The organism is Paenibacillus sp. SEL1 (assembly GCF_054602535.1).
Genome location: NZ_CM137723.1, coordinates 3091095 through 3115112 on the forward strand (window position 1 = coordinate 3091095; position 24018 = coordinate 3115112).

General features: G+C 45.9%; 25 protein-coding genes and 1 pseudogene. 21 read left to right on the forward strand and 5 right to left on the reverse strand.

Annotation, left to right across the window (positions count from 1 at the left end):
* The 14 genes from ACYCSE_RS14000 (at window position 1) to ACYCSE_RS14065 (ending at window position 13289) form a co-directional block, all read left to right on the forward strand.
* Complete coding sequence (locus tag ACYCSE_RS14000) at window positions 1–594, forward strand: TerD family protein (protein ID WP_013308969.1); 594 nt, start codon at window positions 1–3, stop codon at window positions 592–594.
* A 46-nt stretch (window positions 595–640) separates the two neighbouring features.
* On the forward strand, window positions 641–1216 hold the full coding sequence (locus ACYCSE_RS14005) for a TerD family protein (RefSeq protein WP_013308970.1): 576 nt from the start codon (window positions 641–643) through the stop codon (window positions 1214–1216).
* Window positions 1217–1248: 32 nt separating this feature from the next.
* Window positions 1249–1830: a TerD family protein gene (locus ACYCSE_RS14010; RefSeq protein WP_023987194.1), complete on the forward strand. Its 582-nt coding sequence runs from the start codon at window positions 1249–1251 to the stop codon at window positions 1828–1830.
* 102 nt (window positions 1831–1932) lie between these two features.
* On the forward strand, window positions 1933–3201 hold the full coding sequence (locus ACYCSE_RS14015) for a TerD family protein (RefSeq protein ID WP_459698442.1): 1269 nt from the start codon (window positions 1933–1935) through the stop codon (window positions 3199–3201).
* A gap of 26 nt (window positions 3202–3227) precedes the next feature.
* Complete coding sequence (locus ACYCSE_RS14020; protein WP_023987196.1) at window positions 3228–3962, forward strand: TerC family protein; 735 nt, start codon at window positions 3228–3230, stop codon at window positions 3960–3962.
* 167 nt (window positions 3963–4129) lie between these two features.
* Window positions 4130–5317, forward strand: a complete 1188-nt coding sequence (locus ACYCSE_RS14025) for an HpcH/HpaI aldolase/citrate lyase family protein (protein WP_061831755.1) — start codon at window positions 4130–4132, stop codon at window positions 5315–5317.
* 52 nt (window positions 5318–5369) lie between these two features.
* Complete coding sequence (locus ACYCSE_RS14030) at window positions 5370–6716, forward strand: phosphoribosyltransferase family protein (RefSeq protein WP_459702519.1); 1347 nt, start codon at window positions 5370–5372, stop codon at window positions 6714–6716.
* Window positions 6713–7864, forward strand: a complete 1152-nt coding sequence (locus tag ACYCSE_RS14035) for a cysteine protease StiP family protein (RefSeq protein WP_250267542.1) — start codon at window positions 6713–6715, stop codon at window positions 7862–7864. The genes ACYCSE_RS14030 and ACYCSE_RS14035 overlap by 4 nt, the downstream gene beginning before the upstream one ends.
* Window positions 7861–8697 carry an HAD family hydrolase gene (locus ACYCSE_RS14040; RefSeq protein WP_235307418.1) on the forward strand — a complete coding sequence of 279 codons (837 nt, stop codon included), beginning with the start codon at window positions 7861–7863 and terminating at the stop codon, window positions 8695–8697. The genes ACYCSE_RS14035 and ACYCSE_RS14040 overlap by 4 nt, the downstream gene beginning before the upstream one ends.
* Before the next feature lie 17 nt (window positions 8698–8714).
* Window positions 8715–9746, forward strand: coding sequence for an ATP-grasp domain-containing protein (locus ACYCSE_RS14045; protein WP_459698443.1), 1032 nt, complete (start codon window positions 8715–8717; stop codon window positions 9744–9746).
* Between the two features lie 58 nt (window positions 9747–9804).
* A complete protein-coding gene (locus ACYCSE_RS14050) occupies window positions 9805–10485 on the forward strand; it encodes a hypothetical protein (RefSeq protein ID WP_459698444.1) in 681 nt (226 codons plus the stop codon).
* A 98-nt stretch (window positions 10486–10583) separates the two neighbouring features.
* Window positions 10584–11684 carry a toxic anion resistance protein gene (locus ACYCSE_RS14055; RefSeq protein ID WP_061831750.1) on the forward strand — a complete coding sequence of 367 codons (1101 nt, stop codon included), beginning with the start codon at window positions 10584–10586 and terminating at the stop codon, window positions 11682–11684.
* A gap of 338 nt (window positions 11685–12022) precedes the next feature.
* The gene (locus tag ACYCSE_RS14060) at window positions 12023–12568 is read left to right on the forward strand and encodes a hypothetical protein (protein WP_061831749.1); all 546 of its coding nucleotides are present in this window, start codon (window positions 12023–12025) and stop codon (window positions 12566–12568) included.
* Window positions 12569–12611: 43 nt separating this feature from the next.
* Complete coding sequence (locus ACYCSE_RS14065; RefSeq protein WP_061831748.1) at window positions 12612–13289, forward strand: vWA domain-containing protein; 678 nt, start codon at window positions 12612–12614, stop codon at window positions 13287–13289.
* 245 nt (window positions 13290–13534) lie between these two features.
* Here the strand turns inward: ACYCSE_RS14065 and ACYCSE_RS14070 are convergent, their stop codons facing one another.
* The 4 genes from ACYCSE_RS14070 to ACYCSE_RS14085 all read right to left on the reverse strand — a co-directional run bounded on the left by ACYCSE_RS14070 (window position 13535) and on the right by ACYCSE_RS14085 (window position 17633).
* On the reverse strand, window positions 13535–13915 hold the full coding sequence (locus tag ACYCSE_RS14070; protein ID WP_459698445.1) for a DUF3899 domain-containing protein: 381 nt from the start codon (window positions 13913–13915) through the stop codon (window positions 13535–13537).
* Window positions 13915–15558, reverse strand: a complete 1644-nt coding sequence (locus ACYCSE_RS14075; protein ID WP_442436421.1) for a peptide ABC transporter substrate-binding protein — start codon at window positions 15556–15558, stop codon at window positions 13915–13917. Before ACYCSE_RS14075 ends, ACYCSE_RS14070 begins: the two co-directional genes overlap by 1 nt.
* Before the next feature lie 196 nt (window positions 15559–15754).
* Entirely contained in the window at window positions 15755–16705 is a 951-nt protein-coding gene (locus tag ACYCSE_RS14080; protein ID WP_459698446.1) for an ABC transporter permease, read from the reverse strand.
* A gap of 1 nt (window position 16706) precedes the next feature.
* Window positions 16707–17633, reverse strand: coding sequence for an ABC transporter permease (locus tag ACYCSE_RS14085; protein ID WP_459698447.1), 927 nt, complete (start codon window positions 17631–17633; stop codon window positions 16707–16709).
* 317 nt (window positions 17634–17950) lie between these two features.
* Between ACYCSE_RS14085 and ACYCSE_RS14090 the strand changes: the two genes are divergently transcribed.
* The 5 genes from ACYCSE_RS14090 to ACYCSE_RS14110 all read left to right on the forward strand — a co-directional run bounded on the left by ACYCSE_RS14090 (window position 17951) and on the right by ACYCSE_RS14110 (window position 21674).
* A complete protein-coding gene (locus ACYCSE_RS14090) occupies window positions 17951–18718 on the forward strand; it encodes an amino acid ABC transporter substrate-binding protein (protein ID WP_028542078.1) in 768 nt (255 codons plus the stop codon).
* 40 nt (window positions 18719–18758) lie between these two features.
* On the forward strand, window positions 18759–19418 hold the full coding sequence (locus ACYCSE_RS14095) for an amino acid ABC transporter permease (protein ID WP_023987212.1): 660 nt from the start codon (window positions 18759–18761) through the stop codon (window positions 19416–19418).
* Window positions 19419–19433: 15 nt separating this feature from the next.
* On the forward strand, window positions 19434–20186 hold the full coding sequence (locus tag ACYCSE_RS14100; protein WP_459698448.1) for an amino acid ABC transporter ATP-binding protein: 753 nt from the start codon (window positions 19434–19436) through the stop codon (window positions 20184–20186).
* Window positions 20187–20456: 270 nt separating this feature from the next.
* Window positions 20457–21062, forward strand: a complete 606-nt coding sequence (locus ACYCSE_RS14105) for a VC0807 family protein (protein ID WP_061831743.1) — start codon at window positions 20457–20459, stop codon at window positions 21060–21062.
* A 6-nt stretch (window positions 21063–21068) separates the two neighbouring features.
* The gene (locus ACYCSE_RS14110; protein ID WP_069291221.1) at window positions 21069–21674 is read left to right on the forward strand and encodes a TetR/AcrR family transcriptional regulator; all 606 of its coding nucleotides are present in this window, start codon (window positions 21069–21071) and stop codon (window positions 21672–21674) included.
* A gap of 166 nt (window positions 21675–21840) precedes the next feature.
* Here ACYCSE_RS14110 and ACYCSE_RS14115 read toward each other — a convergent pair whose 3' ends face one another.
* Window positions 21841–22128, reverse strand: coding sequence for a DUF6809 family protein (locus tag ACYCSE_RS14115; RefSeq protein ID WP_039272531.1), 288 nt, complete (start codon window positions 22126–22128; stop codon window positions 21841–21843).
* 441 nt (window positions 22129–22569) lie between these two features.
* Here ACYCSE_RS14115 and ACYCSE_RS14120 point away from each other — a divergent pair, with 441 nt between their 5' ends.
* Both ACYCSE_RS14120 and ACYCSE_RS14125 read left to right on the forward strand, forming a co-directional pair.
* Window positions 22570–23208 (forward strand): glycoside hydrolase family 11 protein, encoded by a 639-nt coding sequence (locus ACYCSE_RS14120; protein WP_061831741.1) that lies wholly within the window; start codon window positions 22570–22572, stop codon window positions 23206–23208.
* 323 nt (window positions 23209–23531) lie between these two features.
* A pseudogene (locus ACYCSE_RS14125) lies at window positions 23532–23924 on the forward strand (SUMF1/EgtB/PvdO family nonheme iron enzyme); the annotation flags it as partial.
* Window positions 23925–24018 lie beyond the last annotated feature (94 nt).

The window sequence follows — 24018 nt, forward strand, 5'->3', positions numbered from 1 at the left end:
GTGGCTGTAATTAATCTGGTCAAGGGCCAGAAAATTGATTTGACCAAGGGAAACACAGGACTAACCAAGGTTATAGCAGGATTGGGTTGGGACCCTGTACAGTCCAAAGGATTTTTTGGCTTCAAGAAGCAACCCAATATTGATTGTGATGCTTCTGCCATTTTGCTGGACGCCAACGGAAAACTGACTCAGTCAGATAACGTAGTGTGTTTCCACAATAAAAAAAGTCCATGCGGTTCTGTCGTGCATTCCGGTGATAATCTGACCGGACAAGGCGACGGTGATGATGAACAAATTGCGATTGACCTGGCACGTATTCCTGCCAATGTCGACAAAGTGCTTGTTGTTGTGAATATATATGATTGCGTAAACCGGAAACAGGATTTCGGCATGATCGAGAAGGCGTATATCCGCATTCTGGATGGTGCTAATTCCAAGGAACTGGTGACGTTTAATTTATCTGATAATTATGAGGGGCTGACCGCACTGGTCTGTGGAGAACTCTATCGTCATAACAACGAATGGAAGTTTGCTGCAATCGGTGAAGGAACCCATGCCGTACATATTGATGTGCTGGCTCAGCGTTATATGTAATGTTAGTTACTCATACAAAACTTAATGTGAAAAGGGGTTCTTACTCATGGCAATTAACTTATCCAAAGGTCAAAAAATTGATTTGACGAAAACAAATCCAGGTTTGTCCAAAATCACGGTTGGTCTCGGTTGGGACACAAACAAATATGATGGCGGAAAAGATTTTGACCTGGACGTATCCGTATTTTTGGCTAATGCGGAAGGTAAAGTAGAATCCGATAAGAACTTTGTCTTTTTTAATAACCCACAAAATGAGAACGGTTCTGTCGTTCATACAGGGGATAACCGCACAGGTGATGGCGACGGAGATGACGAGCAAATTAAAATTGATTTGGGTAGCGTGCCAGCTAACGTTGAAAAGATCGCTTTTACGATTACAATCTATGAAGCACAAGAACGCAGCCAAAACTTTGGACAAGTGTCCCGTGCTTACGCTCGTATCGTAAACGAAGCAAACAATGAAGAATTGGTCCGCTTTGATCTGGGAGAAGATTTCTCAATCGAAACAGGCGTTGTTGTAGGCGAACTGTATCGTCATAGCGGTGAGTGGAAGTTCAATGCCATTGGTAGCGGCTACCAAGATGGTCTTGCAGGATTGACGCGCGATTACGGTTTGGCATAAAAAAATCTATACAACGAAAGCAGGTATGCGGAATGACCATTAGCCTTTCCAAAGGACAACGTATTGATCTGACCAAAACGAATCCCGGCTTGACTCGTGTCGTTGTAGGTCTTGGATGGGATACGAATAAATACAGTGGTGGCGCAGACTTTGACCTAGATGCTTCGGCTTTCCTACTTTATGAAGACGGTAAAGCCAAAGCAGCGGATGATTTTGTATTTTACAACAACCCGACAGGCGGAGCAGGATCGGTTACTCATACGGGCGATAACCGAACAGGTGAGGGCGATGGGGATGACGAGCAAATCATCGTTGATTTCTCGAAGATTCCTGCGAACATCCACCGTATCGGGATCACGGTTACCATTTATGATTACGAGGCTCGCGCGCAAAACTTTGGTCAAGTGTCCAATGCTTTTGTACGTGTGGTAGATGCGGCAACAGATCGTGAAGTGCTGCGCTACGATTTGGGAGAAGATTTCTCCACCGAAACGGCCGTCGTATTCTGTGAATTTTACCGTCAGAATGCGGACTGGAAATTCCAGGCTATCGGTAGTGGCTTTGCTGGTGGATTGGGTGCGCTTGCTAAAAACTATGGCTTGGACGCTCAATAATATCCACTTGGGGTGGTGTCCATAGGGCGCTACCCTTTCTTTTTAAGCTATTACATTAGCGTACGCTGGCACATGACAAACCGACAGAAAGGTGACACAATCATGGCTGTTATCGTAGTAAAGGGACAGAAGGCGGATTTGACGAAAACAAATCCGGGCCTGACCCATGTCAACGTAGGGATTGGCTGGGAGTCCCCAGCGTCTCTGGAGCTGGATACTTCGGCATTTTTGCTGGGGCCTGGAGGAAAAGTATCGGGCGATGAGGACTTAATTTTTTATAACAATCCGACCACGCCCTTTATCACCTATTCAGACGGACAACAGTCCGGTGACAAAAAGCAATTTGCCCTTGATCTGACGCGAATTCCTGCAAATATTGAGAAGATTGCGTTTACGCTGACGATTTATGATGCGGATCAGAAACGGCAAAATTTTGGACAGGTTCAAGGTGGGTTCATTCGTTTTGCTCATCCGGTTAGCGGAGAGGTTTTGCGGTTTAATTTGGACAGTGGATTTACCGTGGAAACGGCGATTGTCATTGGTGAATTGTATCGTCATAACGGGGAATGGAAATTCAACGCGATTGGCGCAGGCTTTTCCGGTGGATTGGATGCGTTGTGCGTTAATTTTGGGATTGAAGTGGAAAATAATCCGGCTCCTCCCACGCCAGTGCCTACACCTCCGTCTCCAGCGCCTCGGCCAGCACCAACGCCGCCACCAGTACCACCTGCTCCGAAGCCAGAGCCATCTGCAACACCGGAGAATCTGAATCTGCGGAAAATTGAGCTGAAGAAGAAGGGCGATACCATCAACCTGAAAAAAGGCTCAGGCGGATTGGGTGAAATCCTGATCAATCTAAACTGGAACCAGGTGCAGCAAAGCAAGGGCTTTTTCAATCGCGGCTCCAAGGGTGTCGATCTGGATTTGGGCTGCTTGTATGAGATGAAGAACGGAGATAAAGGCGTTGTGCAGGCGCTCGGGGAAGTTTTCGGTTCTCTAAATCGCTTCCCGTACATTGCTCTGGATGGCGACGACCGTACAGGCTCTGTGAAAACAGGGGAAAATCTTCGCATTAATGGTGCTAAAATTTCTGAAATTAAGCGAATTTTGGTGTTTACCTTCATCTATGAAGGAGTCACGAACTGGTCACAAGCGGACGGGGTAGTCACGCTGTACCAGAAGGATGGGCCGGACATTATCGTTCACATGAATGAACATGACAATCGCAAAGGGATGTGTGCAATTGCCATGATTCAAAATGTAAACGATGAAACGTTCAGCATTGAAAGACTCGTGCAGTTCTATGGCGGTCATCGTGAGTTGGATCGGGCATATAACTGGGGCATGCGCTGGTCGCAGGGCAGCAAATAAATTGAATTATCGGAGGCACTCTTTTCATGTTGAATGATTTGTTTAAAAATATCAGCGAAAACTACGGCCATTTCTTTTCATGGAGTGATGTTGTAGCTACGCTTACTGATCCAGTGAGTTGGGGGATTATAGGAACTCTCATTTTGCTGGAAGGACTTTTATCGGCGGATAACGCCTTGGTTCTCGCAGTTATGGTTAAACACTTACCTAAGGAACAACAGAAGAGAGCCTTATTTTACGGGATTTTGGGTGCATATATATTCAGGTTCCTGGCTATCGGCTTGGGTACATTCCTGATTAAGTTCACCCTGATTAAGGTACTGGGTGCGGCTTATTTGCTCTATATCGCTTATAAGGGCTTATTCAAGTCCGAAGGTGATGGAGAAGTGAAAAACAAACCTACTTCTTTTTGGAAAACCGTATTAATGGTCGAACTGATGGATATTGCCTTCAGTATTGACAGCGTCATTGCCGCTTTCGGTGTGAGCGAGAAAGTATGGGTTCTGTTCCTGGGTGGTATTCTCGGCGTTCTGATGATGCGTGGTGTTGCTCAAGTGTTCCTCAAGCTCATTGATAAATTTCCGGAACTGGAACAGACAGCCTTTATTATGATCGCCATTATCGGGGGTAAAATGCTGGCTGCTGCTTTTGGCTTTCATATGTCGCAGGTTTTATTCTTCGGCATTTTGATTGCTGTCTTTGTAGGCACAATGGTTATCAGCTCGGCGAAAAGAAAGAAAAAGGCCGACAAAGAGGCTTAATGTACAAAGTATAGCGAAATCCCTCCTGAAACTAAGGGGGGATTTCTTTTATACCCGAAGCACAGGGCTTCAGTCAGGCAAGAAAGAGCAAGAGGAGGGGAAGGGCCCTGAAATATTTTAATGATTTAACCTCTGAGGAAGTAGAAGCGATCTTTTATACTCCACCGTTGGAGTTTCATAACCGTTCTCCCAAAAGTATATTGGCTTATGCGATAGGAGCGGCTTTGTACATGCCAGCGACCCGCTCGGAAGTAGCAGAAGAGATCAAAAATGGAAAACATGAAGGACTAACAACGGTCATTCTGGATCTGGAGGATGCTATAGGGGATCAGCAGGTCGGACAGGCAGAACAATCGCTGGCACAGCAGCTGCTTCAACTATTGTCCTATGTACGGACGGGGATGATGAGTGAACAGCAATTACCTTTGTTATTTGTGCGTGTGCGCTCTGTGGAGCAGTTGGAACGACTACTGAACGGTTTGGGTGAATCTTTGTCGCTGCTCACGGGCTTTGTCTTACCCAAGTTCTCTTCGGATAATGGACGAGCGTATTTTGCACTCATTGCTGAATATAACCGGAATATGCATACAGGGGCAGGAAGCGAAAGCAACATGCCTGTGCTGTATGGATTACCGATTCTTGAAAGCTCCAAAATTATTTATCGGGAAACCCGCTGGAATGAGCTACTGTCGATTAAAGAAATTTTGGACGAGTACCAGGAATATGTGCTCAATGTACGAATTGGGGCAACTGATTTCTCCAGCCTGTATGGACTGAGACGCAGCCCGGATATTACGATTTATGAAATTGCCGTCATTCGGGATTGCATCGCAGATATTATTAACTTGTTTGGACGCGTGGGCTCAAATTATGTCATTTCCGGTCCTGTATGGGAATATTTCTCTCACCGAGAACGTGTCTTTAAACCTCAATTAAGAGTGTCTCCTTTCGAAGATGCACTTGGAAAGCCGGGACGACACTTGCGGTTGGACTTCATCTCAGATGCCGTAGATGGACTGATTCGAGAAGTCATGATGGACAAAGAGAATGGGATTATTGGCAAAACGATTATCCATCCCTCCCATATTAAACCGGTACAGGCCATGTATGCGGTGACACATGAAGAGTATATGGATGCACTTGAAATTGTTGAGCGTAACGACGGTAGTCTGGGTGTATTCAAAAGTACCTATGCCAACAAAATGAATGAAATTAAGCCGCATTTGAATTGGGCTCATCGTATTATCAATAGATCAAAAGTATACGGGGTGTTACATGAACAACAACATTTTGTCAGTCTCTTACCCAACCACGAAAACACATCTGCTGCCAATTCTGGAGCAGTTCAGCGTTAAAATTACGGAGACACATAATCCATTCCGCCTTCCTGTGGACAAGCTGTTTGCGATGGCGGCACGGGTCAATAAAAAGCGTTCGTTTTTATTTGTCAGCAAGGTGCTGGGCAAGCATATTCCGGTAAACCCATACACCTCTCTGCTCAGTGGTGCGGCGCTGGCGATTCTACTATATAAGGAGCTTGTCCCACAAGCAGGACAACAGATGGATGAACTGATAGGAGAGGCCGTGAGAGGACTTCTTGACCCGGACTATGCGAAAGAGGCCTACCGAAAGTTGATGGATGAGCGTTTAGCTTTTGCTTTTACAGAGCCGATCAAGTTTGTTGGTTTTGCCGAGACGGCTACAGCACTGGGACACAGCATGTATCGGTTGTTTGACGACGGAGCCTCGTATATTCATACGACGCGCGAGGATATTCCGGGCCTTCGGCCTATTATTCGGTTTGAAGAAGAGCATTCGCACGCTGTTGATCATCGTTGCTATGCACTGGATGAAGATGCTTTTGCGGGAGATGGCCCGATTGTGCTGGTAGATGATGAAATTACGACGGGAAAAACAACGCTTAATATCATACGGGATATTCAGGAGCATTTTCCGCGTAAACAGTATATGATTGCTTCGTTATTGGATTGGCGGACAGACAGCGACGAGCAGGCTTTCACTGACCTGGAGGCAGAGCTAGGCATTACGATTACGCCTTTAAGCTTGCTCAAAGGAAAGATTGAGGTACAGGGTGTACCGATCCTAGATCACGTAGAATATGCCGGACAGGCTGGGCACTCAGAACATGCAGCCACTAGCATGGCAGAGGTTAATAAAGACGCTTCTGGAGTAATTGACCACCGTTTTGAAAAGGATACTTCAAGTTTTGAACGGGTAGTACACAGCTCCATGTCAACAGACGGGTATGCCAATACAGCTCCTTATCTAAAATATTCAGGCCGTTTTGGTCTACAATCCGCTGACAATTCAGCATTGGATGCAGAAATCACGCGTACAGCTGAACGACTGAACCAACTTCGTTCTGGGCAACGCACGCTGGTTATGGGCACGGGGGAATTCATGTACATTCCAATGCGGATTGCAGCAGAGTTAGGCCCGGATGTGTATTTTCAATCGACGACACGCAGCCCGGTGTATCCCCACCGAGAAGAAGGGTATGGCGTCGCTTGTGGGGTGACATATCCTTCGCCTGAGGACAGTACGGTACGCAATTTTATTTATAATGTAGACCCCGGTCAGTATGACGAAATATTCGTTTTGATGGAAAGGGAGTCAGACCCAGAGCGGATGAACCCCATGCTGGAGGCTTTGACCCGTCTGGGCTGCGATAAAGTGCATGTTGTTTATTTTAACGGTTTAACTAGACAGGAGAGTAAAGGAGCGCGGATATGAAGCAAGCACTTATGGAGCAAATACAGCAGAAGAACATTCATCCGCCCGAACCGCTGGGCAGTTATCCTGCCTCGGATGTCACTTTTTTATTGAAGGATTTGAGCCGGGTTACATTGGAAAAAGGGACGGAGGATCGTGAAGAGGCGATTCAGTCGGGAGTCCATTATTCAGAAATGCTACCAGTGGAATACGAGCCCACAGCAGAGTATATTGCACTGTTTCACGAAACGCTTGCCCAATCTGCCAAAAAGGTTGCATTAGCGGCAGCTTCTGTGGCTGAGATGATTGTGAGAAAAAGAGGCCTGAACACGGCGATTGTTTCTCTGGCTAGAGCAGGGACGCCCATTGGTATCCTGATCAAGCGTTATATTGACTGGAAGTATAGCGTATCCTTGCCGCATTACAGCATTTCTATTATTCGTGGCAAAGGCATTGACCGGAATGCGATTTTATACATTTTACAGCAGCATGGGCTGGGGATTGAACTTCAGTTTGTCGATGGCTGGACGGGGAAAGGGGCGATTCGCCAGGTATTGATTGAGGCCTGTCGTGAGATGAACGCGGATTACGGGTTGCGTCTAAATGATGATCTGGCGGTGTTGGCCGATCCGGGCAGATGTTCGGAGACCTTCGGTACACGAGAAGATTATTTGATCCCAAGTGCTTGTCTGAATTCGACTGTATCCGGTTTGATGAGTCGGACGGTATTACGCGATGATCTTATAGGCCCGGACGATTTCCATGGAGCCAAATTTTATGAATCCTGGCGGTCAGTGGATCAGTCTAATACGTTTGTGGATACGATATCTGGGTACTTTCAAGACGTGGCTGAAACGGCAGTTGCATATGCAGAACAAATGACATTGAATCCGCCTGCGGTGACATGGCAGGGCTTACGGGATATAGAGGCGATTCAGCAGGCATTTGGTATTCGGGATATCAATCTGGTCAAGCCCGGAGTGGGGGAGACGACTCGTGTACTGCTGCGCAGGGTGCCATGGAAAATTCTGATTGACCGCGAAGATAATCCGAATCTTCAGCATATTATGCTGCTGGCCAAGGACCGTGGAGTGCCTGTAGAGGTATTTGAAGGATTGACTTATTCCTGCTGCGGAATTATCAAGCCGCTCAAGGGGGGACAAGAATGATCTACGCAAGTGATCTGGATCAGACACTGATTTACTCCAAGCGTTCGCTTGGCGTACCGCTGGAGTCCCCTGGGCTGTTGCCTGCGGAACAGATAGACGGGGCAACGTCGGCTTTTATTTCTGAACAAGCCCTGCAATGGCTAAAGACACTGCCTGAAGATGTGATGTTTATGCCCGTGACAACTCGGACGATAGAACAGTATCGACGAATCACTGTGTTTCAGACGGAGTTGGTTCCCGCATATGCCGTGACGAGTAATGGTGGAAACATCATCGTCGGAGGCGAGGTGGATCGAGAGTGGAATCGGCGTATTCATGAACAAGTACGCCGTGATGGTGCTCATGCGGAAGAAGCACGTCAGGTGTTCGGACAGGTGCTGCATGAAGACTGGGTGGTAAACGAGCGCTTTTGCGATGAGTTATTCTATGCTTTCATGATTGAACGGGATCGTATGCCGCTGGAACAGGTGCTGGAGAAGGCGCGAATCATGCGTGAAATGGGCTGGGAGGTATCCATTCAAGGTCGTAAGGTGTATCTGGTACCTGCGGCCGTGAATAAACAAGCAGCCGTGGAGCACATCCGCAATCTCACGAATGGAGGGGCCGTGGTTGCGTCCGGTGACTCTTTGCTAGACCGTTGTCTGCTGGACTATGCCGATTATGCGATTGCTCCGCGTCATGGTGAATTGTATCGGGAACAGCTACGGGATAAGCTGGAGGTCAATTACCGTTTTACAGAAGTGTCGGGGGTTTATGCAGCGGACGAAATCATGGCGTATGTTCATGCAATACACCGGAGTGTATTCGCAGCTCAAACTTCATTTTCAGAATAGATAGGGGACGTGGCTCTGTGAAGAAGGTTAAGGTGTATTTTAACCGCTGGTTTTCAGTGGCGTATCATTATATGAATGCTATTCGTAACAATGAGGACGGTATTCCGTTCGAGATCTATGCGACGCACTCTGATCCGCAGCACATGGCGCTACAGGCCAGTGATGTAGCTGAAGTAGAGCCTCGCACAAGTGGTGTGGAGTACGCACGGTTTTGCGCTGATTTTTGCAGGCGGCACGGAATTGATGTCTTTATCCCACGGTGGAATATGCTCGATATTAGCAAGCATCTTTATTTGTTCGATGATATTGGGACAAAAGTAATGGTATGCCAAGATACCGAACTGCTGGAGCAACTGATGGAAAAGGATATGTTTTATGAATCCATTCGTCAAAAGAATATTGTCACGATTCCCGATTATGCCATTGCCAGCAATGCCGAGCAGTTTAAACAGGCTTATGAGTCGTTAATAGCACTTGGGCATAAGGTATGCTTCAAGCCATGTAATGCAGAAGGCGGGATGGGCTTTCGTATCATTAACAATGAACGTAATCCGCTGGAGGAGCTGTTCGGCCATGCGCTGAATCATATTTCGTTCGAGGAGGCACATCGCGTATTGTCATCCACAGAATCATTTCCCAATCTGATGGTGATGGAGCTGCTGGAGGGATACGAATACAGTATTGACTGCCTGGCTCACCGGAACGGAAAGCTGCTAGCGGCAGTTCCGCGTAGGAAGGCAGGAGGACGATTACGGCTGCTGGAGCAGCATCCCGAGCTGTTGGAGGTGGCACATAAGGTCGCTGAGGCGTATCACATTCCGTACAATTATAACATTCAGGTAAAATATAACGGCGAGCATGCCAAGTTGCTAGAGATCAATCCGCGGATGTCCGGAGGACTTCATGTATCATGTTTGTCGGGTATCAATTTTCCTTATCTAGCGGTGAAATCGGCTTTGGGTCATGAGATCGGTTCACTTCATCCGCAATACGACATTTTAGCCAGTCATATCGAGCAGCCAATCACCATACGTAAATCCGTACATTGACACACACAAATATTGTTTTCTACAATATGGTAAGGGTTTACGTCAGGAGGTACAAGCTATGACGTCAAAAATGTGGGGTGCCACGATTGCTGTGGTCAGCTACCTGATTGCGCTTTTACTAAGTTTTTGGTTGCCACTGTTTGTGTGTTTGGCGATTCCGATCATTGGTTTGGGAGGATACAGCGCCATCATGGCTGTTCGCCATCCTCGCCCCAATCTGACCGGTTCCGTGATTCCGGTGGTGCAAGAGCAGGTCGATGAGACACAGCAGCATGAAAAGGAAGCTGCCGTTCGACCGGAGTCTATGACAGGACAAGTACGTCAACCAGATCAGGTGAGTAGTGAATTTGCTCAGGTGATGGAGTATTTGGAGGTACTGGAGGATATGGTGATCTCCGAGGGACAGAAGGATGCGCTTGATAACGAGATTGTCGAGAAGGCGCTGGCTCTATTTGCACGTTTGCAGCGGGTCATTCCGCTTTTGCATGAACTGAACAACAGCGAAGTGAATCATACGGTTCGGAGATTGATTTTGAAGGATTTGAACGGACTGATTAATCCGTTTCTTCGGCTCAGCGGCGATGCGAAGCGGACCAACCGGAGGACGTTATTAAACGGATTACGGGATGTGGACAGCAAAATATCGGTAATTGTGTCCACGGTGGAGCATAAGGATCTGCTGGAATTACAGAGCAAAGCGGAGCTTATTCACCAGCGATATAGCAGTTCCGAATTGTAGGCGATTTTTTGAGAAAATAAAAAAAGTAGCAGAATAGCTGCTCTGAATAACAACGATTAGATTTGGGTAACAGTTGTTTTCAGAATAGGAGGTAGCGTATGGCGACCCCATGGGCTGAATTGAAAAAAGAAGATGAACAAAAGGTGACTGAGGAGGCTTCACAGCTGATTCAGAAGGTATCACAAAGCGATGTCATGAGCCTGGATACTTTAATGGATGATATCGGTAAGCTGGGGGTTAAAACGCAGGAACGTGCGGGGCAGACCCTTAAAATGCTGGATCGTCCGGTAAACGACCTCATGTCCGGTGATCGGGCTGAGGTATCCAATATGATCTTAAAGCTACGTGATGAATGCGAAACGCTCCAGCAGAGCAAAAATATGAGCTTTTTTGGCAAGCTTCTGCGTAAAAGCCCGTTAAAAAACTACATTTACAAGTATCAGTCGGTGAAGACGAACATCGAGAAAATCATTACTGCCTTGAGAGATGGTAAGGATAATCTGGAAGAAAACATCGTCAGCATGAGACAGTTGAAGAAGGCTTCCATTGAAGAAATCTACAATTTACAGACGAAGATTGCCTTTGGTAATCGCTTGAAAGAACTGTTTGAGACCGAGATTGCCAAGCCGGAAAACGAAAACCGTAAGCCTCATTTGGAGCGGGGATTACGCAAGGTGGTTACTCGTACGCAGTCAATGACTGAAATGATTTTATTATACAATCAGGCGATTGCAGCAACGGATATTATTAATGATAATAATGATAAACTGATTGATTCTGTAAATAATGCGATTGATAAAACATCGAATCTGATCACTGTATCGGCTATGATCGCGATGGCGCTGGCGGATCAGGATAAAATCATTTCAGCCGTCGATGCGACCAACCGTACGATTGAAGATCAATTCAAGGAAAATGCGAAGCTTCTCAAAACGACGACCGAGAGAACGACAGATTTGCTTAGCAAGCCTTCTATGTCACTGGAGGCTGTGAATCAGGCGATTGGTGATTTGGTATCTGCTTTGGATCTGTCTGAAAAATCAAACCGTCGGATTATTGAAAGCTGCCACGATTATACAAGTAAAATGACAGCAATTAATGCCAACCTTAGCCAACGTCTGGGGATCGAAGGGAAAGAACCATCCAAACCGCTGAAGGATAGCAATTCCTCTGAGGGTCTAAGCTCGTTTTTGAACTGATGACAATGTAGAATAATAGACCCAATCTATGAAAAAGACGCCAGGATGACTCCGAAAGGCGTCTTTTTTTGGTTTGGCAGCAGCTAATAAAGGACATGATGAACATACATAGCATTCTCGTGCATAAACTCTTAAAAAGCGAATGACAAAAGGAGAGAGCGAGCGTATGATGTCCTTTATTTTAGGGTGTGTGATTGTCTATTTACTCGTAGCTGTCAGTAGCGAAAAAGCAGATTCAATTGTGGAGTTAAATGATTCTGTGAAATAAAATTTTTTATTGAAAATCATGCATTTTCTGATAGGATAGAGTTAAATATTGGAATCCCAAAGGAGAATGCATGCTGGAATTTTCATTTGAAATCATCGACGAATCGAAAATCAACATTGTATATCAGTATGGAAGCAGTAGCTTCAATTTTAATTTATTTTTTAACTACGGTGTGTGGACGCTGCATCCTTTTGACGGGATTCTACTGCAGAACAAGGAAATGTGCCGTCTGATCGTTACGGATCTGTTTAAGAACAAAGATTTTCATGTCATGCTGGCGCGCGAAAATATTTTATTATCAACCTTGCGTACCTCTATTGATCTCAACCCCGAAACTCGGGGAGATCGATATCAGGAACAGGAATTTGATGAGCTGTCTGATTTTGCTGAGACACACAGCTTTGAAGAGGTACTGCAAATAGAGCAGGATTCCGTTCGCGAGCGTATAGATTTCTTCCAAAACATCATTCAAAAAATGTATATGGAAGGATTCGGCCCGGAAGACAATGATTTTAACAAGGTACAAGCTATTCTTCGCATTTATAAGGCTGCACATGACCAACTCGGAGAATTGAGCGACTTTCCCCTGAGAGGCGACGAACGACGCAGATGGTAGACTAGACGGGCTAGGGTATACATCATAGAGGAGCGTGGGGAACATGAGCAGTATTTCTTTACTTAAAAAGAATGCGCAACTGGTACTGACTAAAAAGAATCTAACAAATGTAACTGCAAGAGTTGGATTGGTGCTCGATATTTCAGGATCTATGAGAAGTTTGTACAAAAATGGTACTGTTCAAAAGGTGTTGGAACGAATTGTTGCAGTAGCGAGTTCTTTGGATGATGATGGTGTACTGGACGTATGGGTGTATGATCACCGTTTTTCACGTTTGCCGTCCGTTACCGAAAATGACGTTGACAACTATGTTGAAAAACATATTTTGTCCAATGATTATTTGCCCAAGTTCGGTCGTAATGATGAGCCACCTGTGATGCGCGATGTTATCGCCAAATACACCAAGGAAGAACCCTCTTCTGATCCGGCCTTTGTTATTTTTATTAATGATGGCGGTGTGAAGCGTGGAAAAGGAGATAATATCGACAACGCAGTCATTGATTCGTCAGGAGAGCCGATTTTCTGGCAATTTATCGGTGTGGGTGAATCCGATTTTGGCGTATTAAAGAAGCTGGACAATATAGAAGGCCGTGTGGTAGATAACGCTAACTTCTTCCAAATTCAAGATATCGAATCTATGGAAGACAATGAATTGTACGAACTATTGCTTAACGAGTTCCCATCATGGTTACAGGAAGCGAAGGAAAAGCAGATTTATTAAGGCTACTAAGTGTTGTACTATGAGCCCTTCTCAAAGCTTAATATATAAAAAATGCAAAAAGAGAGAGTTACGCTAGCAAACGCTTTGCGAAACTCTCTCTTTTCTTTACACACCTCTAAAACGTATAGAAGCTCTACGGCGGTTGCCAGCGGAGCGGGCAGAATTGTTCTGAAGAAGCGAAGCGATCGGAAGAACAATCTGCACGCGCAGCGCCCATCAACCGCAAGAAAGCTTCTCATACCCCCCTAACTTATCCCCATTAATATCATCGAGCAAAGGATAAGCCCCGCCCCGCACCCCGAAGTATATACCTTAAGGTGGCGGATCATGGATGTTTTCCAGGCTGACAGAGATTCATCGGAACGCAAACGTTCATTTTCCTCCTGCAATGCCTTGGATTGACGAATGAACAACTGTCTGATGTCGGCAAATCCCCGCAGGAAGAGGGTTAGAAAACCACTTTGCAGAACGTGGGAGATTGCACCGATCACCAAGCCCAGCAACCCCAACAGGAATAGCAGATTTGCAGTAGCCATGTTTTCACGACCATACAAGAGATGGGGGATGGCGTACAGAAATCCTAAAGTACCGACAATCAGGGCAGTGAGCCCGAAACGTAAAATCATTATTTTTCGACCCGTTTCGCAAAGCGCAGGTCTGGGTTCGAACGAGCATCAAATACGATACCTTGAATCTTAGGGCTGATTAATGCAGTGTCCGCAGAGAACTGGATCGGAATAATCGGCAGATCTTCCATCAATACGTCTTCTGCCTGATGAAGCTGTTCAAAGCGTTTTGCCGGATCAAGCTCAAAGGTTGAGGATTCGATCAGTTTGTCATACTCCGGGTTGCTCCAGTTGGTAAAGTTGTTCGAATTTTTGGAAGTATAATGCCCCAATACGCCGAGTGGATCCAGGAAGTTTCCTTCCCAGCCCATACGAGCGATCTGGAAGTTCTTTTGTTTAAAGGTATCAATGTACGTTTTCCATTCTTGATTCTCCAGCGTCACTGCAACGCCCAGGTTCGTTTTCAGCATTTCCTGAATCGCTTCAGCTACTTTTTTATGCTTGTCCGAAGTGTTGTATTTAAAGGTAATCGGTGGCAGCTGGGTCAAACCTTCTTCTTTCAGACCTTCGGCCAGCAATTGCTTCGCTTTCGCAGCGTCAAACTCATAGTATTTTTTCGGTGCTTCATCACGGAAGTCCTTGCCGGATGGCGTTGTTGTTCCGTATGGAACATAACCGTAAGCCGGAGTTTCGCCACCTTTGGTTACGCTGGTAGCCAGTGCTTCGCGGTCAATCGCGTAGGCAATGGCCTGTCTGATTTTTTTATTGTCAAACGGCTTTTGTTTTACGTTAAAAGAATAGGTATACACACTGAAAGATGGATGCGACAGGAATTCCTTGTTGCTCTTTTCCTGATCCAGGGTATCTACGGGAAGGCTCAAAATCAGATCCAGATCGCCCGTTTTATACATTTGATAATAAGTTGTGGAGTCTTGAACCATTTTAAAATTAATCGTTGCCATTGTAATGGCATCTTTGTTCCAGAATTGATCGTTTTTCGCCAGCGTAATCTGCTCGTTATGTTTCCATTCCTTGGCTACATACGCACCGTTGCCGACCATTGTGCCCGCTTCTGCTGCCCATTTGTCATTTTTCTCAACAACCGATTGGTTTACTGGCAGATAGGCATGACCCACTGCGATCGTTGGGAAGAAGCTCAGCGGTGATTTCAGCTCAACTACCAGAGTTTTATCATCTTTGGCTGTAACACCCACGTCTTCAATTTTACCTTTGCCTGTGTTGTAAGCTTCGGCACCTTTGATGTAGTAGAGGGCAGAAGGATCGTAGGCAGCTGTTTTCGGATTCAGTACCCGTTTCCAGGAGTATTCAAAATCCTTAGCTGTCAGTGGGTCACCATTCGACCATTTTGCGCCGTCACGGATCGTAAAGGTGTAGGTTTTACCGTCAGGAGATACGTCTACTTTGCTGGCAGCGCCTTCTACGATTTTACCGGCCTTATCGTATGTATATAGCCCTTCGTACAAGTTATCAATTACAAAGTAGGACGTTGTATCTGATGCGAAAGCAGGGTCTAGCGTATAAGGCTCTCCACCTGCCAGGTTGGCAGTAATTTCTTGCGGGATATCTGCTTGAGGCGCAGCGGACGGGTCGTTGCTTGCTGTTTTGTCCGTGGTGCCAGAGCATCCAGCCAAAGCCGTTACGGCCAAAAGTAAGATGATCGTCATCCAATGCATTTTTTTCATCGTGGTTTTCCTCCATTACTGTGATTAGTTATGCCAAAAATAAGGTACACCATATCGGGGGTTATTCATCCTCCTTTCCCGCAGGTATGCCGCGTGTGCGCACTTCGATAAAGGAATTGCCGTTTTTCCTGCGGTTAGGCAAGAAGCTGCGGATCATGGTGACACCCCTCCTTGTCCAATTTCGATCTCTACATTGTTAATGTTGTGAGCGCGGGTCAAGTGCATCCTGAAGCCCGTCTCCAAGTGTATTGAACGCCAGCATGGTGAGCGATATCATCAGCCCGGGGAAAAATAGGCGCCACCATTGACCGCTTAAAATAACGCCAAGTGAATCGTTAGCCATCGTCCCCCAGCTGGCCGAAGGAGACTGAATCCCCAGACCGAGAAAGCTCAGGAATGATTCGGCAAAAATAGCCGACGGAATAGTGAACGTCAAATTCACGATAATGATTGCCGCTGCGTTTGGTAGCAAATGTCTGAAGATAATACGCGAATGAGATGTCCCCAAGCTACGGGCTGCTAACACATATTCTTGCTGCTTCAGCTGTAAGATTTGCCCACGCACTACACGGGCCATACCGACCCAGCCAGTAATGGATAATGCAATAATCATCGTGAGCAGTCCCGGCTTCATAATGACGAGCAGCAGAATGATGACCAGCAGATAAGGAATACTGTACAGAATTTCAATAATACGCATTAGGACATTGTCGATTCGGTCGCCCGTTTTGCCGTGCCCGGCACAATAGCCAGCAATGCAGCCGACGAGAATACCAAGTACCAAATCAATGGCGGCAGCGGCAAAGCCGATCATGAGTGAAATTCTAGCTCCGGCCCATGTCCGTGCCCATACGTCCCTCCCCAGATCATCCGTGCCAAACCAATGCTCTTTCGAAGGAGAGAGATTCGTTTTCAAAAGGGATTGATCACTGGGTGCATAGGGAACCATGGAAGGTCCAACAATCGCCAGCACAATAATCATGATTAGTAGGGAAAGCCCCAACAGAGCAAGCTTGTTGTTAAAAAGTCTGCGTAGCCGATCTCGCCAGGGTGATTCTTTGGGTCTGGTCAACGTAGGGGTGGGGATCTGGCTACGATCTACAAGACTGAACAGGCTGTCCTTTTCGACAGTAGGTGCTGCTTTCATGTTAATCTCCTTTGCTGACTAATTTAATTCGTGGATCGACAAGGCGATAGGAAATATCAATTAAAAATAAAGTGACGACCAGAATGGCACTGTAGAAAATGGTCGTCCCCATAATCACTGGATAATCCCGGTTAAAGATACTATCTACGAAGTATTTACCGATGCCGGGAATGGCGAATATTTTTTCAACGACAAAGGTACCTGTAATGACGGAAGCGAATAGCGGTCCGATAAAGGAAAGCACCGGAATCAACGCATTGCGTAATCCGTGACGAAGGACTACTGCCCAAGAGGACAACCCTTTCGCTTTGGCAGTGCGTATGTACTCCTCATGCATGACTTCCAGCATACTCGTCCGCATAAAACGGGCGATAACGGCAAGCGGTGAAACAGCGAGAGCCAGCGACGGAAGTACCGTATGCTGCCAGGTTCCCCATGAGGCGACCGGAAGCAGATGCCATTGGACGGCAACATACTTGATTAACAGCGGTGCCAATATGAAGCTGGGTACGGAAATACCAACAATCGCGATAAACATCGAGATATAATCCAGTGGTCGATTATGGTGTAGAGCAGCCAGCGTTCCGAGCGAAATACCGGCAATAATTGCGACCACGATGGATTGAATACCCAGCAATGCAGAAGGTGGAAAACCTCGGGCAATGAGCATATTGACGTCCGTCGTTTTCGATTGAATAGACGGGCCCATGTCCAGCACTAGCAGATTTTTGAGATACAACACATACTGCACAGCGAGCGGCTTGTCCAGATTGTACCTGGCACGCATATTATGCAATACCGCTTCCGGAATGGTTTTGGAATCGTTCGAGAACGGATCACCCGGAATGATGTGCATGATGATAAACGTTAAAGTGACGATAATCCACAACGTAATGAACATCGTAAAGAGACGTTTTAAAATGTACATGGGGCTTTATTTCTCCTGTCTATCAAGCTGATTTACATACTATTGCTGTTGAAATTTTAAAATAAATAAAAGTATATAAGAATACTAGGAAATGATAAGACGGTTTAGGTGACATGTCAAGGTAAGTTTTACATTATAGAACACAGGTCAAATTTTCGTCACAGGTTTTCCATTTATATAAGGCTAAGATTCCGCTTATTCCTCTCGACGAGTATCCTGCGGTATGTTATGATGATACTCTGATAACGTGTTAACGAACTAAAGCGTTTGCCACCTGTTCTTGGATACGGGGGTCACCATTGTTGGAGGGGAATAAGATGAGAAAAGCAGCCATGTTTACGATGTTAATTGGATTGATGATGATCGTGTTGGCCGGATGTTCCGGTGGTAAGGATGACAGTAAATTGATTATTGGAATTGATGATAAATTCGCCCCGATGGGCTTTAGAGATGAAAATAACGAGCTGACCGGCTTTGATATTGATTATGCGAAAGCGGCCGGGGAACAAATGGGTAAACAGGTGGAATTTCAGCCGATTGACTGGTCTGCCAAAGAATCCGAGCTGAACAGCGGACGTATTGATCTCATTTGGAATGGATACACCATTACGGATGAGCGTAAGGAAAAAGTGCTGTTCACGAAGCCATATCTGAAAAACAGTCAGGTGATTGTCATTCCGGCTACTTCCAGTCTTTCCAAGCTGGCTGATCTGACGGGCAAAACGGTCGGACTCCAGACGCTGTCTTCAGCAGCCGATGCATTGGATGCAAATCCGATCAAAAGTAAATTGAAGCAAGTGTCCGAGTTCCCGGATAATGTTCTCGCTTTGACAGACTTGAAAACCGGACGTCTGGATGCGGTTGTCATTGATGAAGTCGTTGCCAAGTATTATATGTCGAAGGAACAAGGGACGTATAAGCTGCTTGATGAATCATTGGCCCCTGAGGAATACGGCATCGGCGTGAAAAAAGGAAATGAAGAGCTGTTGACGCAGCTGCAATCTGCTTTGGATGAGCTGCACAAGAACGGAAAAGCTGCTGAAATTTCGAAAAAGTGGTTTGGTGAAGATAAAGTATTAAATTAATATGTAGTGTATTGAACTAAGGGTTTAGGAGTCGAAGGTCATGAGTATGGAATATATTTTGCGAATTATGAAGCCTATGCTTGAAGGGGCACAGATGACGGTTATTTTATTTTTCATCACGCTCATCTTGTCTATTCCATTGGGTTTTATCGTTACGTTGCTGGCCAAAAGCCGGATTAAGCCAATCGCCTGGCTGATGCATACGTACATTTATGTTATACGCGGTACGCCGCTATTGCTGCAATTATTGTTCTTTTGTTTTGGTCTGCCGATGTTGCCTGTCATTGGGGAGTATCTGGTATTGGACCGGACAACGGCTGCGGTACTGGCGTTTGTACTGAATTATGCGGCTTATTTTGCAGAAATTTTTAGAGGCGGGATGTTGTCGATTGATAAAGGGCAATACGAGGCTTCGCAAGTGCTGGGCTTGAGCAAGTCGCAGACGCTGATTAGAGTCATTGTGCCGCAAATGGTACGGATTGCTTTGCCTGCGGTGACCAATGAAGCGACAACACTGGTAAAAGATACGGCACTACTGTATGCAGTAGCGGTACCAGAACTGCTGCATTTTGCCAATACGGCTGTAAACCGTGATTTCTCGATTGTACCTTATGTTGTAGCGGCGGTTATTTATTTGTTGTTAGCTTTGGTGCTGACGCTATTCTTCAGGGCGCTGGAAAAACGTTTTAAATTCGAGTAAAAGGAATGTCGGGATATGAATACTAACGCAATAGAAGTAACCGATTTGAAAAAATCATTCGGCAAGCTCGACGTTCTGAAAAGAGTGAGCTTTAACGTTAAAGCCGGCGAGGTTGTAGCCGTCATCGGTCCTTCAGGTTCAGGAAAAAGTACCATGCTCCGTAGTTTGGTACACCTGGAAGATGTGACAGGCGGGACGATCCGCATTCATGATAAAGCACTGGTGGAAAACGGTCAGTACGCTCCGGCAGGCGACATTAAGGGCATTACCACCGGTATGGGCATGGTGTTCCAGCATTTTAATCTGTTCCCTCACTTGACGGTGCAGGATAATCTGGAGCTGGCTCCGAAGCTGGTGAAGAAGGTGAGCAAGGCTGAGCTACGTCGTCAAAGCGCTGAGTTGCTGACTAAAGTCGGTTTGGCAGATAAAGCAGATGCGTATCCATCCCGACTGTCGGGAGGGCAGAAGCAGCGCGTGGCGATTGCCCGGGCAATGATGATGAACCCTGATATTTTACTGTTTGATGAGCCAACTTCGGCCCTTGATCCCGAGCTGACGGGTGAGGTGCTGCGAGTTATCAAAAAGCTGGCTGAGGAACATATGACGATGGTCATCGTGACCCACGAGATGAACTTTGCGAGAGATGTGGCGGATCGTGTCATTTTTATGGATAATGGCGAAATTGCAGAATCCGGTACACCAGAGCAGATTTTTGGCAATCCTCAGCTGGAACGGACGAAGGTGTTTTTGAATCGGGTGGGGGATTAAAAATATAGTTGCTTGTTAGAGTGTGTGTCCGTGAGCAATATGTTTTTAAGCAGGAAGTATGAGGGAAGAATAAAAGCAAGGGAGATGGCAAATGCCATCTCCTTTTTGTAGTCATAGAGTATGCGAACTGTGTAGCCACATTTGGGCAATATGTAGATTGAGGTTCGTATACAGATTATTATTTTTAATCTTTACATACCTACCGAAGGTATGTAAAATGAAAGATACCTACCGAAGGTAGGTTTTGAACCATGAGAGGATGAATCGACCATGAATAAATCTCGCAACGAAATCATCTTTACGTTAATCATCAATATTTTACTGCCTTATCTGGCTTACCGTTTGTTAATTCCGCACACAAGCAGTCTGATCGCTCTGTCCATCGCTGCCCTCGTACCGCTATGCGACTCGCTCTACAGCCTTATACGGACGCGCAAGGCGGATGCGTTCTCCGGTTTCATCTTTCTCGGCCTGATTCTTGGCGTCGTGGCCGTTCTCTTGGGCGGTGACGAACGCTTCATTTTGCTGCGTGAGTCTTATGTAACTGGTATTATGGGAATGGTGTTTCTAGGCTCGCTGTTTTTTGGCCGACCATTGATTTATTATTTTGCCGAGAGATTTACAGGCCATGATCCTCAGATGAACGATAAATGGGAGGGACTTCCGCGCTATCGGTTTAACTTTCGCCTGATAACGGCGGTGTGGGGATTTAGCCTGCTGTTGGAAGCCTTCATCAAAGTAGTGCTGGTGTATTCCCTGTCGATATCGACCTTTCTGGTCGTATCGCCGTTCTTCACCTATGGGCTTATTGGATTGACGATTTGGTGGAATATGAGCTTCATTAGACGAATAAAAAGACAGACAAACGGGAGGTAAAAGATTATGCAAGATAAAGCGATGAACGACAGTCTAAAAAAGCTGCTTGAGATTGCCGAAAAGATGATTATGGAGAAAGGCTGTCGGGCGACGACACTACAGGATATTGCGGATCGCAGCGGACTGACTAAAGGAGCCATTTACCATTATGTCAAAAGCAAAGATGAATTGTTCGGTATGATTCTGGAGGCGGGAATGGAGAAAACCAATCAGCGCTTTTTTGAATCTGTCGCCCGGACTCCCGCAGGACCAGAAGGAATCAAATCCCCGCTTAACACCTTAACTGAACGGCTTCGTAACATCGGTAGTGGGGACAGCGCTGCCAGCCTGATTTTTATTTATCTACTCAGCCAACAGGATAAGCCCGCCGTGGCTGGCATTCTGAAACGTTATCATGAAGCATCTATCCTCACTGCCAAAACGTGGATCGAAGTCGGACAGCAGAATGGAGCTATCCCTGTTTCAATCGATGCGGACAGGACAGCTCGGATGTTCACCGTGTTCAAGAACGGACTGCAAGTTCAGCATAACATAGTGACCGATGGCGATAAAATCAACGAACTGGAAATTTATGAGTTCTTGATGAATGCGCTGGGCGCAGGAAGAGGCTAGGAGCCCCTCCATTCGTCTGAAATTCTCTTAAAGTACTCCATTCGTTCAGCTATCCCTGGATTTTACCTTTAAGTTTATATTCTACTGAGGAGAAATCTAGGGATAACAGCGATCGGAAGAACAATCTGCATGCGTAGCGGGCTCACCACCATAACTCCTCCATTATCTATCTATTAGGATCAACAATTTCTTTGTCCTCGCTAAATACTTCAATCATCGTTAATGCCCCCGCCCGGTACCCGTGAATGAATGCTGCTGCGGAGTGCAGGGAAGTTGACTCGCTTAATAAATCAAACATGACTTCAATTGACTCAAACTCGACTGCTGGTAATTTGCTTTTCAACATCTCCATGAGATCACTAATTTTTTGATTCACTTTTTGAGATTCAGGGTCGGTTGAATTTATCTGTTCACTAGGACGCCATTTCCCATAATACATATCCTCCAAAATCATTTTTTATCATACCTCCTATGAAAAGTTAAGTGTTTGTCCTCACGTGAATCGAGAATTCCCATTATGCACTGCTAATCACCCAAGCACATTTTACAGCATGTGATGGATGCATATTGATATTTATGCGTTATTTGCATAAAGTTTTTTTAGTATATAAGCTGAGTTGTAAATGTACATGAGGCGCCACTACGCTGCCGGGTGTTGCTTCCCATCGCTGTAATACTGGAATTATTCTATAAAATTCAAAGAAAGCTAAACATAATAGAGTTAAAGCTTTAATTTGCTAGGTTTATATGCAAACGCTATTATTCTATAATTTCACTTAGAAAGGAGGTTAAAGTAAAAAAATACGGAATATGGAACGTATAGATGATATACTGCAAAGAGAACCAACCAACAAGCAAGTGTAGGGACAAACACAAAAATTTTAGGAGGTAGAGTATGTTTAATTTTAGTAAGAAAATGATGACGGTAGTTCTTGCAGCTTCCATGAGTTTTGGGTTGTTTGCAACAACCTCAAGTGCAGCGACAGACTATTGGCAAAATTGGACCGATGGCGGTGGGACGGTCAATGCTGTTAATGGATCAGGCGGTAATTACAGCGTAACATGGAAGGATACCGGGAATTTTGTTGTCGGCAAAGGCTGGACTACTGGATCGCCAAACAGAACGATCAACTACAATGCCGGTGTCTGGGCGCCGTCCGGTAATGGATATTTGGCTCTCTACGGGTGGACGAGAAACTCACTCATCGAATATTACGTCGTTGATAGCTGGGGTACTTATCGACCTACCGGAACGTATAAAGGTACGGTGACCAGTGATGGGGGCACATATGATATCTACACAACAATGCGATACGACGCACCTTCCATTGAAGGCGAAAAAACGACGTTTATTCAGTACTGGAGTGTTCGACAGTCGAAGAGACCGACCGGGGGCAACTCCACAATCACTTTCAGCAACCACGTGAAAGCATGGGCGAGCAAAGGAATGAATCTGGGAAGTAACTGGTCTTACCAGGTGTTGGCGACAGAGGGGTATCAGAGTAGCGGGAGCTCTAACGTAACGGTGTGGTAACCACTCAACTGCAAGCTGTTCAACGAACAGGCGCGGTTGGGACTGTCTCACGGGATAAGCGGGTTTTGAGAGCTGTCTGATAGATAGGGTTTAAATGAATCGATCATGGAGGACTCACCGAGCCCTAAGTATTGTAGACAGGCCGATGACCGTTCCCCTCCAGTCTATCCGTCAGTGCGGATGCGTTGAAGGCCGTTTCCTGCCAGGCGAACGGCCTTCGACGCTGCTGGAGGCGAGTTGCAGGCCATCACGGCCTACTATTTTTCCTATCAGCTTAAAGGATATCTATCCATGAGAAAGCTATTAATGTTTATTTTAATAGCGACAATAAGAATGATAACGATAATATAAAATGGACAGCAACGATCAACGAGGGAGCTAACAGTTACCGATTGCCTACAGAAGTAAAGTGGGAATATGCAGCAGGCGGAGGTCAGGCGAGCAAGGGCTACACATACAGCGGAAGCAATAATGCCGACGAGGTCGCATGGTATTGGAAAAATGCCGGAGACAAATACTTATCTGGAGACTGGAACTGGCCTATCATCGAGAGCAACAATAATAAAACAAAATCAATAGGTACCCAGAAACCCAACGAGTTAGGAATATACGATATGTCCGGCAACGTCAGCAACAACGAGATATCATTCCGAGGCAAGTTCGATGCGAATGGCTTTGGTCCCGATCAAGGGTTTCGTATAGCTCGTAGAGAATAGTCGGAATAAGGCACTACAAATGAAGGTTAAACTAACGGGCAGTTTAGGTTAGTACAGTTCTACCCCACCGAGAAGACAGGGTCGGGGAGTGTCC

What these genes read in the sequence shown, in the direction of transcription:
- ACYCSE_RS14040 (WP_235307418.1), top strand. Translation starts at nt 7,861, where the DNA reads ATGATCTACGCAAGTGATCTGGATCAGACACTGATTTACTCCAAGCGT.
- ACYCSE_RS14075 (WP_442436421.1), bottom strand. Translation starts at nt 15,558, where the DNA reads ATGAAAAAAATGCATTGGATGACGATCATCTTACTTTTGGCCGTAACG.
- ACYCSE_RS14095 (WP_023987212.1), top strand. Translation starts at nt 18,759, where the DNA reads ATGAGTATGGAATATATTTTGCGAATTATGAAGCCTATGCTTGAAGGG.
- ACYCSE_RS14065 (WP_061831748.1), top strand. Translation starts at nt 12,612, where the DNA reads ATGAGCAGTATTTCTTTACTTAAAAAGAATGCGCAACTGGTACTGACT.
- ACYCSE_RS14105 (WP_061831743.1), top strand. Translation starts at nt 20,457, where the DNA reads ATGAATAAATCTCGCAACGAAATCATCTTTACGTTAATCATCAATATT.
- ACYCSE_RS14100 (WP_459698448.1), top strand. Translation starts at nt 19,434, where the DNA reads ATGAATACTAACGCAATAGAAGTAACCGATTTGAAAAAATCATTCGGC.
- ACYCSE_RS14080 (WP_459698446.1), bottom strand. Translation starts at nt 16,705, where the DNA reads ATGAAAGCAGCACCTACTGTCGAAAAGGACAGCCTGTTCAGTCTTGTA.
- ACYCSE_RS14115 (WP_039272531.1), bottom strand. Translation starts at nt 22,128, where the DNA reads ATGATTTTGGAGGATATGTATTATGGGAAATGGCGTCCTAGTGAACAG.
- ACYCSE_RS14035 (WP_250267542.1), top strand. Translation starts at nt 6,713, where the DNA reads ATGAAGCAAGCACTTATGGAGCAAATACAGCAGAAGAACATTCATCCG.
- ACYCSE_RS14060 (WP_061831749.1), top strand. Translation starts at nt 12,023, where the DNA reads ATGCTGGAATTTTCATTTGAAATCATCGACGAATCGAAAATCAACATT.
- ACYCSE_RS14070 (WP_459698445.1), bottom strand. Translation starts at nt 13,915, where the DNA reads ATGATTTTACGTTTCGGGCTCACTGCCCTGATTGTCGGTACTTTAGGA.
- ACYCSE_RS14050 (WP_459698444.1), top strand. Translation starts at nt 9,805, where the DNA reads ATGACGTCAAAAATGTGGGGTGCCACGATTGCTGTGGTCAGCTACCTG.
- ACYCSE_RS14030 (WP_459702519.1), top strand. Translation starts at nt 5,370, where the DNA reads ATGGCGGCACGGGTCAATAAAAAGCGTTCGTTTTTATTTGTCAGCAAG.
- ACYCSE_RS14010 (WP_023987194.1), top strand. Translation starts at nt 1,249, where the DNA reads ATGACCATTAGCCTTTCCAAAGGACAACGTATTGATCTGACCAAAACG.
- ACYCSE_RS14090 (WP_028542078.1), top strand. Translation starts at nt 17,951, where the DNA reads ATGAGAAAAGCAGCCATGTTTACGATGTTAATTGGATTGATGATGATC.
- ACYCSE_RS14085 (WP_459698447.1), bottom strand. Translation starts at nt 17,633, where the DNA reads ATGTACATTTTAAAACGTCTCTTTACGATGTTCATTACGTTGTGGATT.
- ACYCSE_RS14015 (WP_459698442.1), top strand. Translation starts at nt 1,933, where the DNA reads ATGGCTGTTATCGTAGTAAAGGGACAGAAGGCGGATTTGACGAAAACA.
- ACYCSE_RS14120 (WP_061831741.1), top strand. Translation starts at nt 22,570, where the DNA reads ATGTTTAATTTTAGTAAGAAAATGATGACGGTAGTTCTTGCAGCTTCC.
- ACYCSE_RS14110 (WP_069291221.1), top strand. Translation starts at nt 21,069, where the DNA reads ATGCAAGATAAAGCGATGAACGACAGTCTAAAAAAGCTGCTTGAGATT.
- ACYCSE_RS14020 (WP_023987196.1), top strand. Translation starts at nt 3,228, where the DNA reads ATGTTGAATGATTTGTTTAAAAATATCAGCGAAAACTACGGCCATTTC.
- ACYCSE_RS14005 (WP_013308970.1), top strand. Translation starts at nt 641, where the DNA reads ATGGCAATTAACTTATCCAAAGGTCAAAAAATTGATTTGACGAAAACA.
- ACYCSE_RS14055 (WP_061831750.1), top strand. Translation starts at nt 10,584, where the DNA reads ATGGCGACCCCATGGGCTGAATTGAAAAAAGAAGATGAACAAAAGGTG.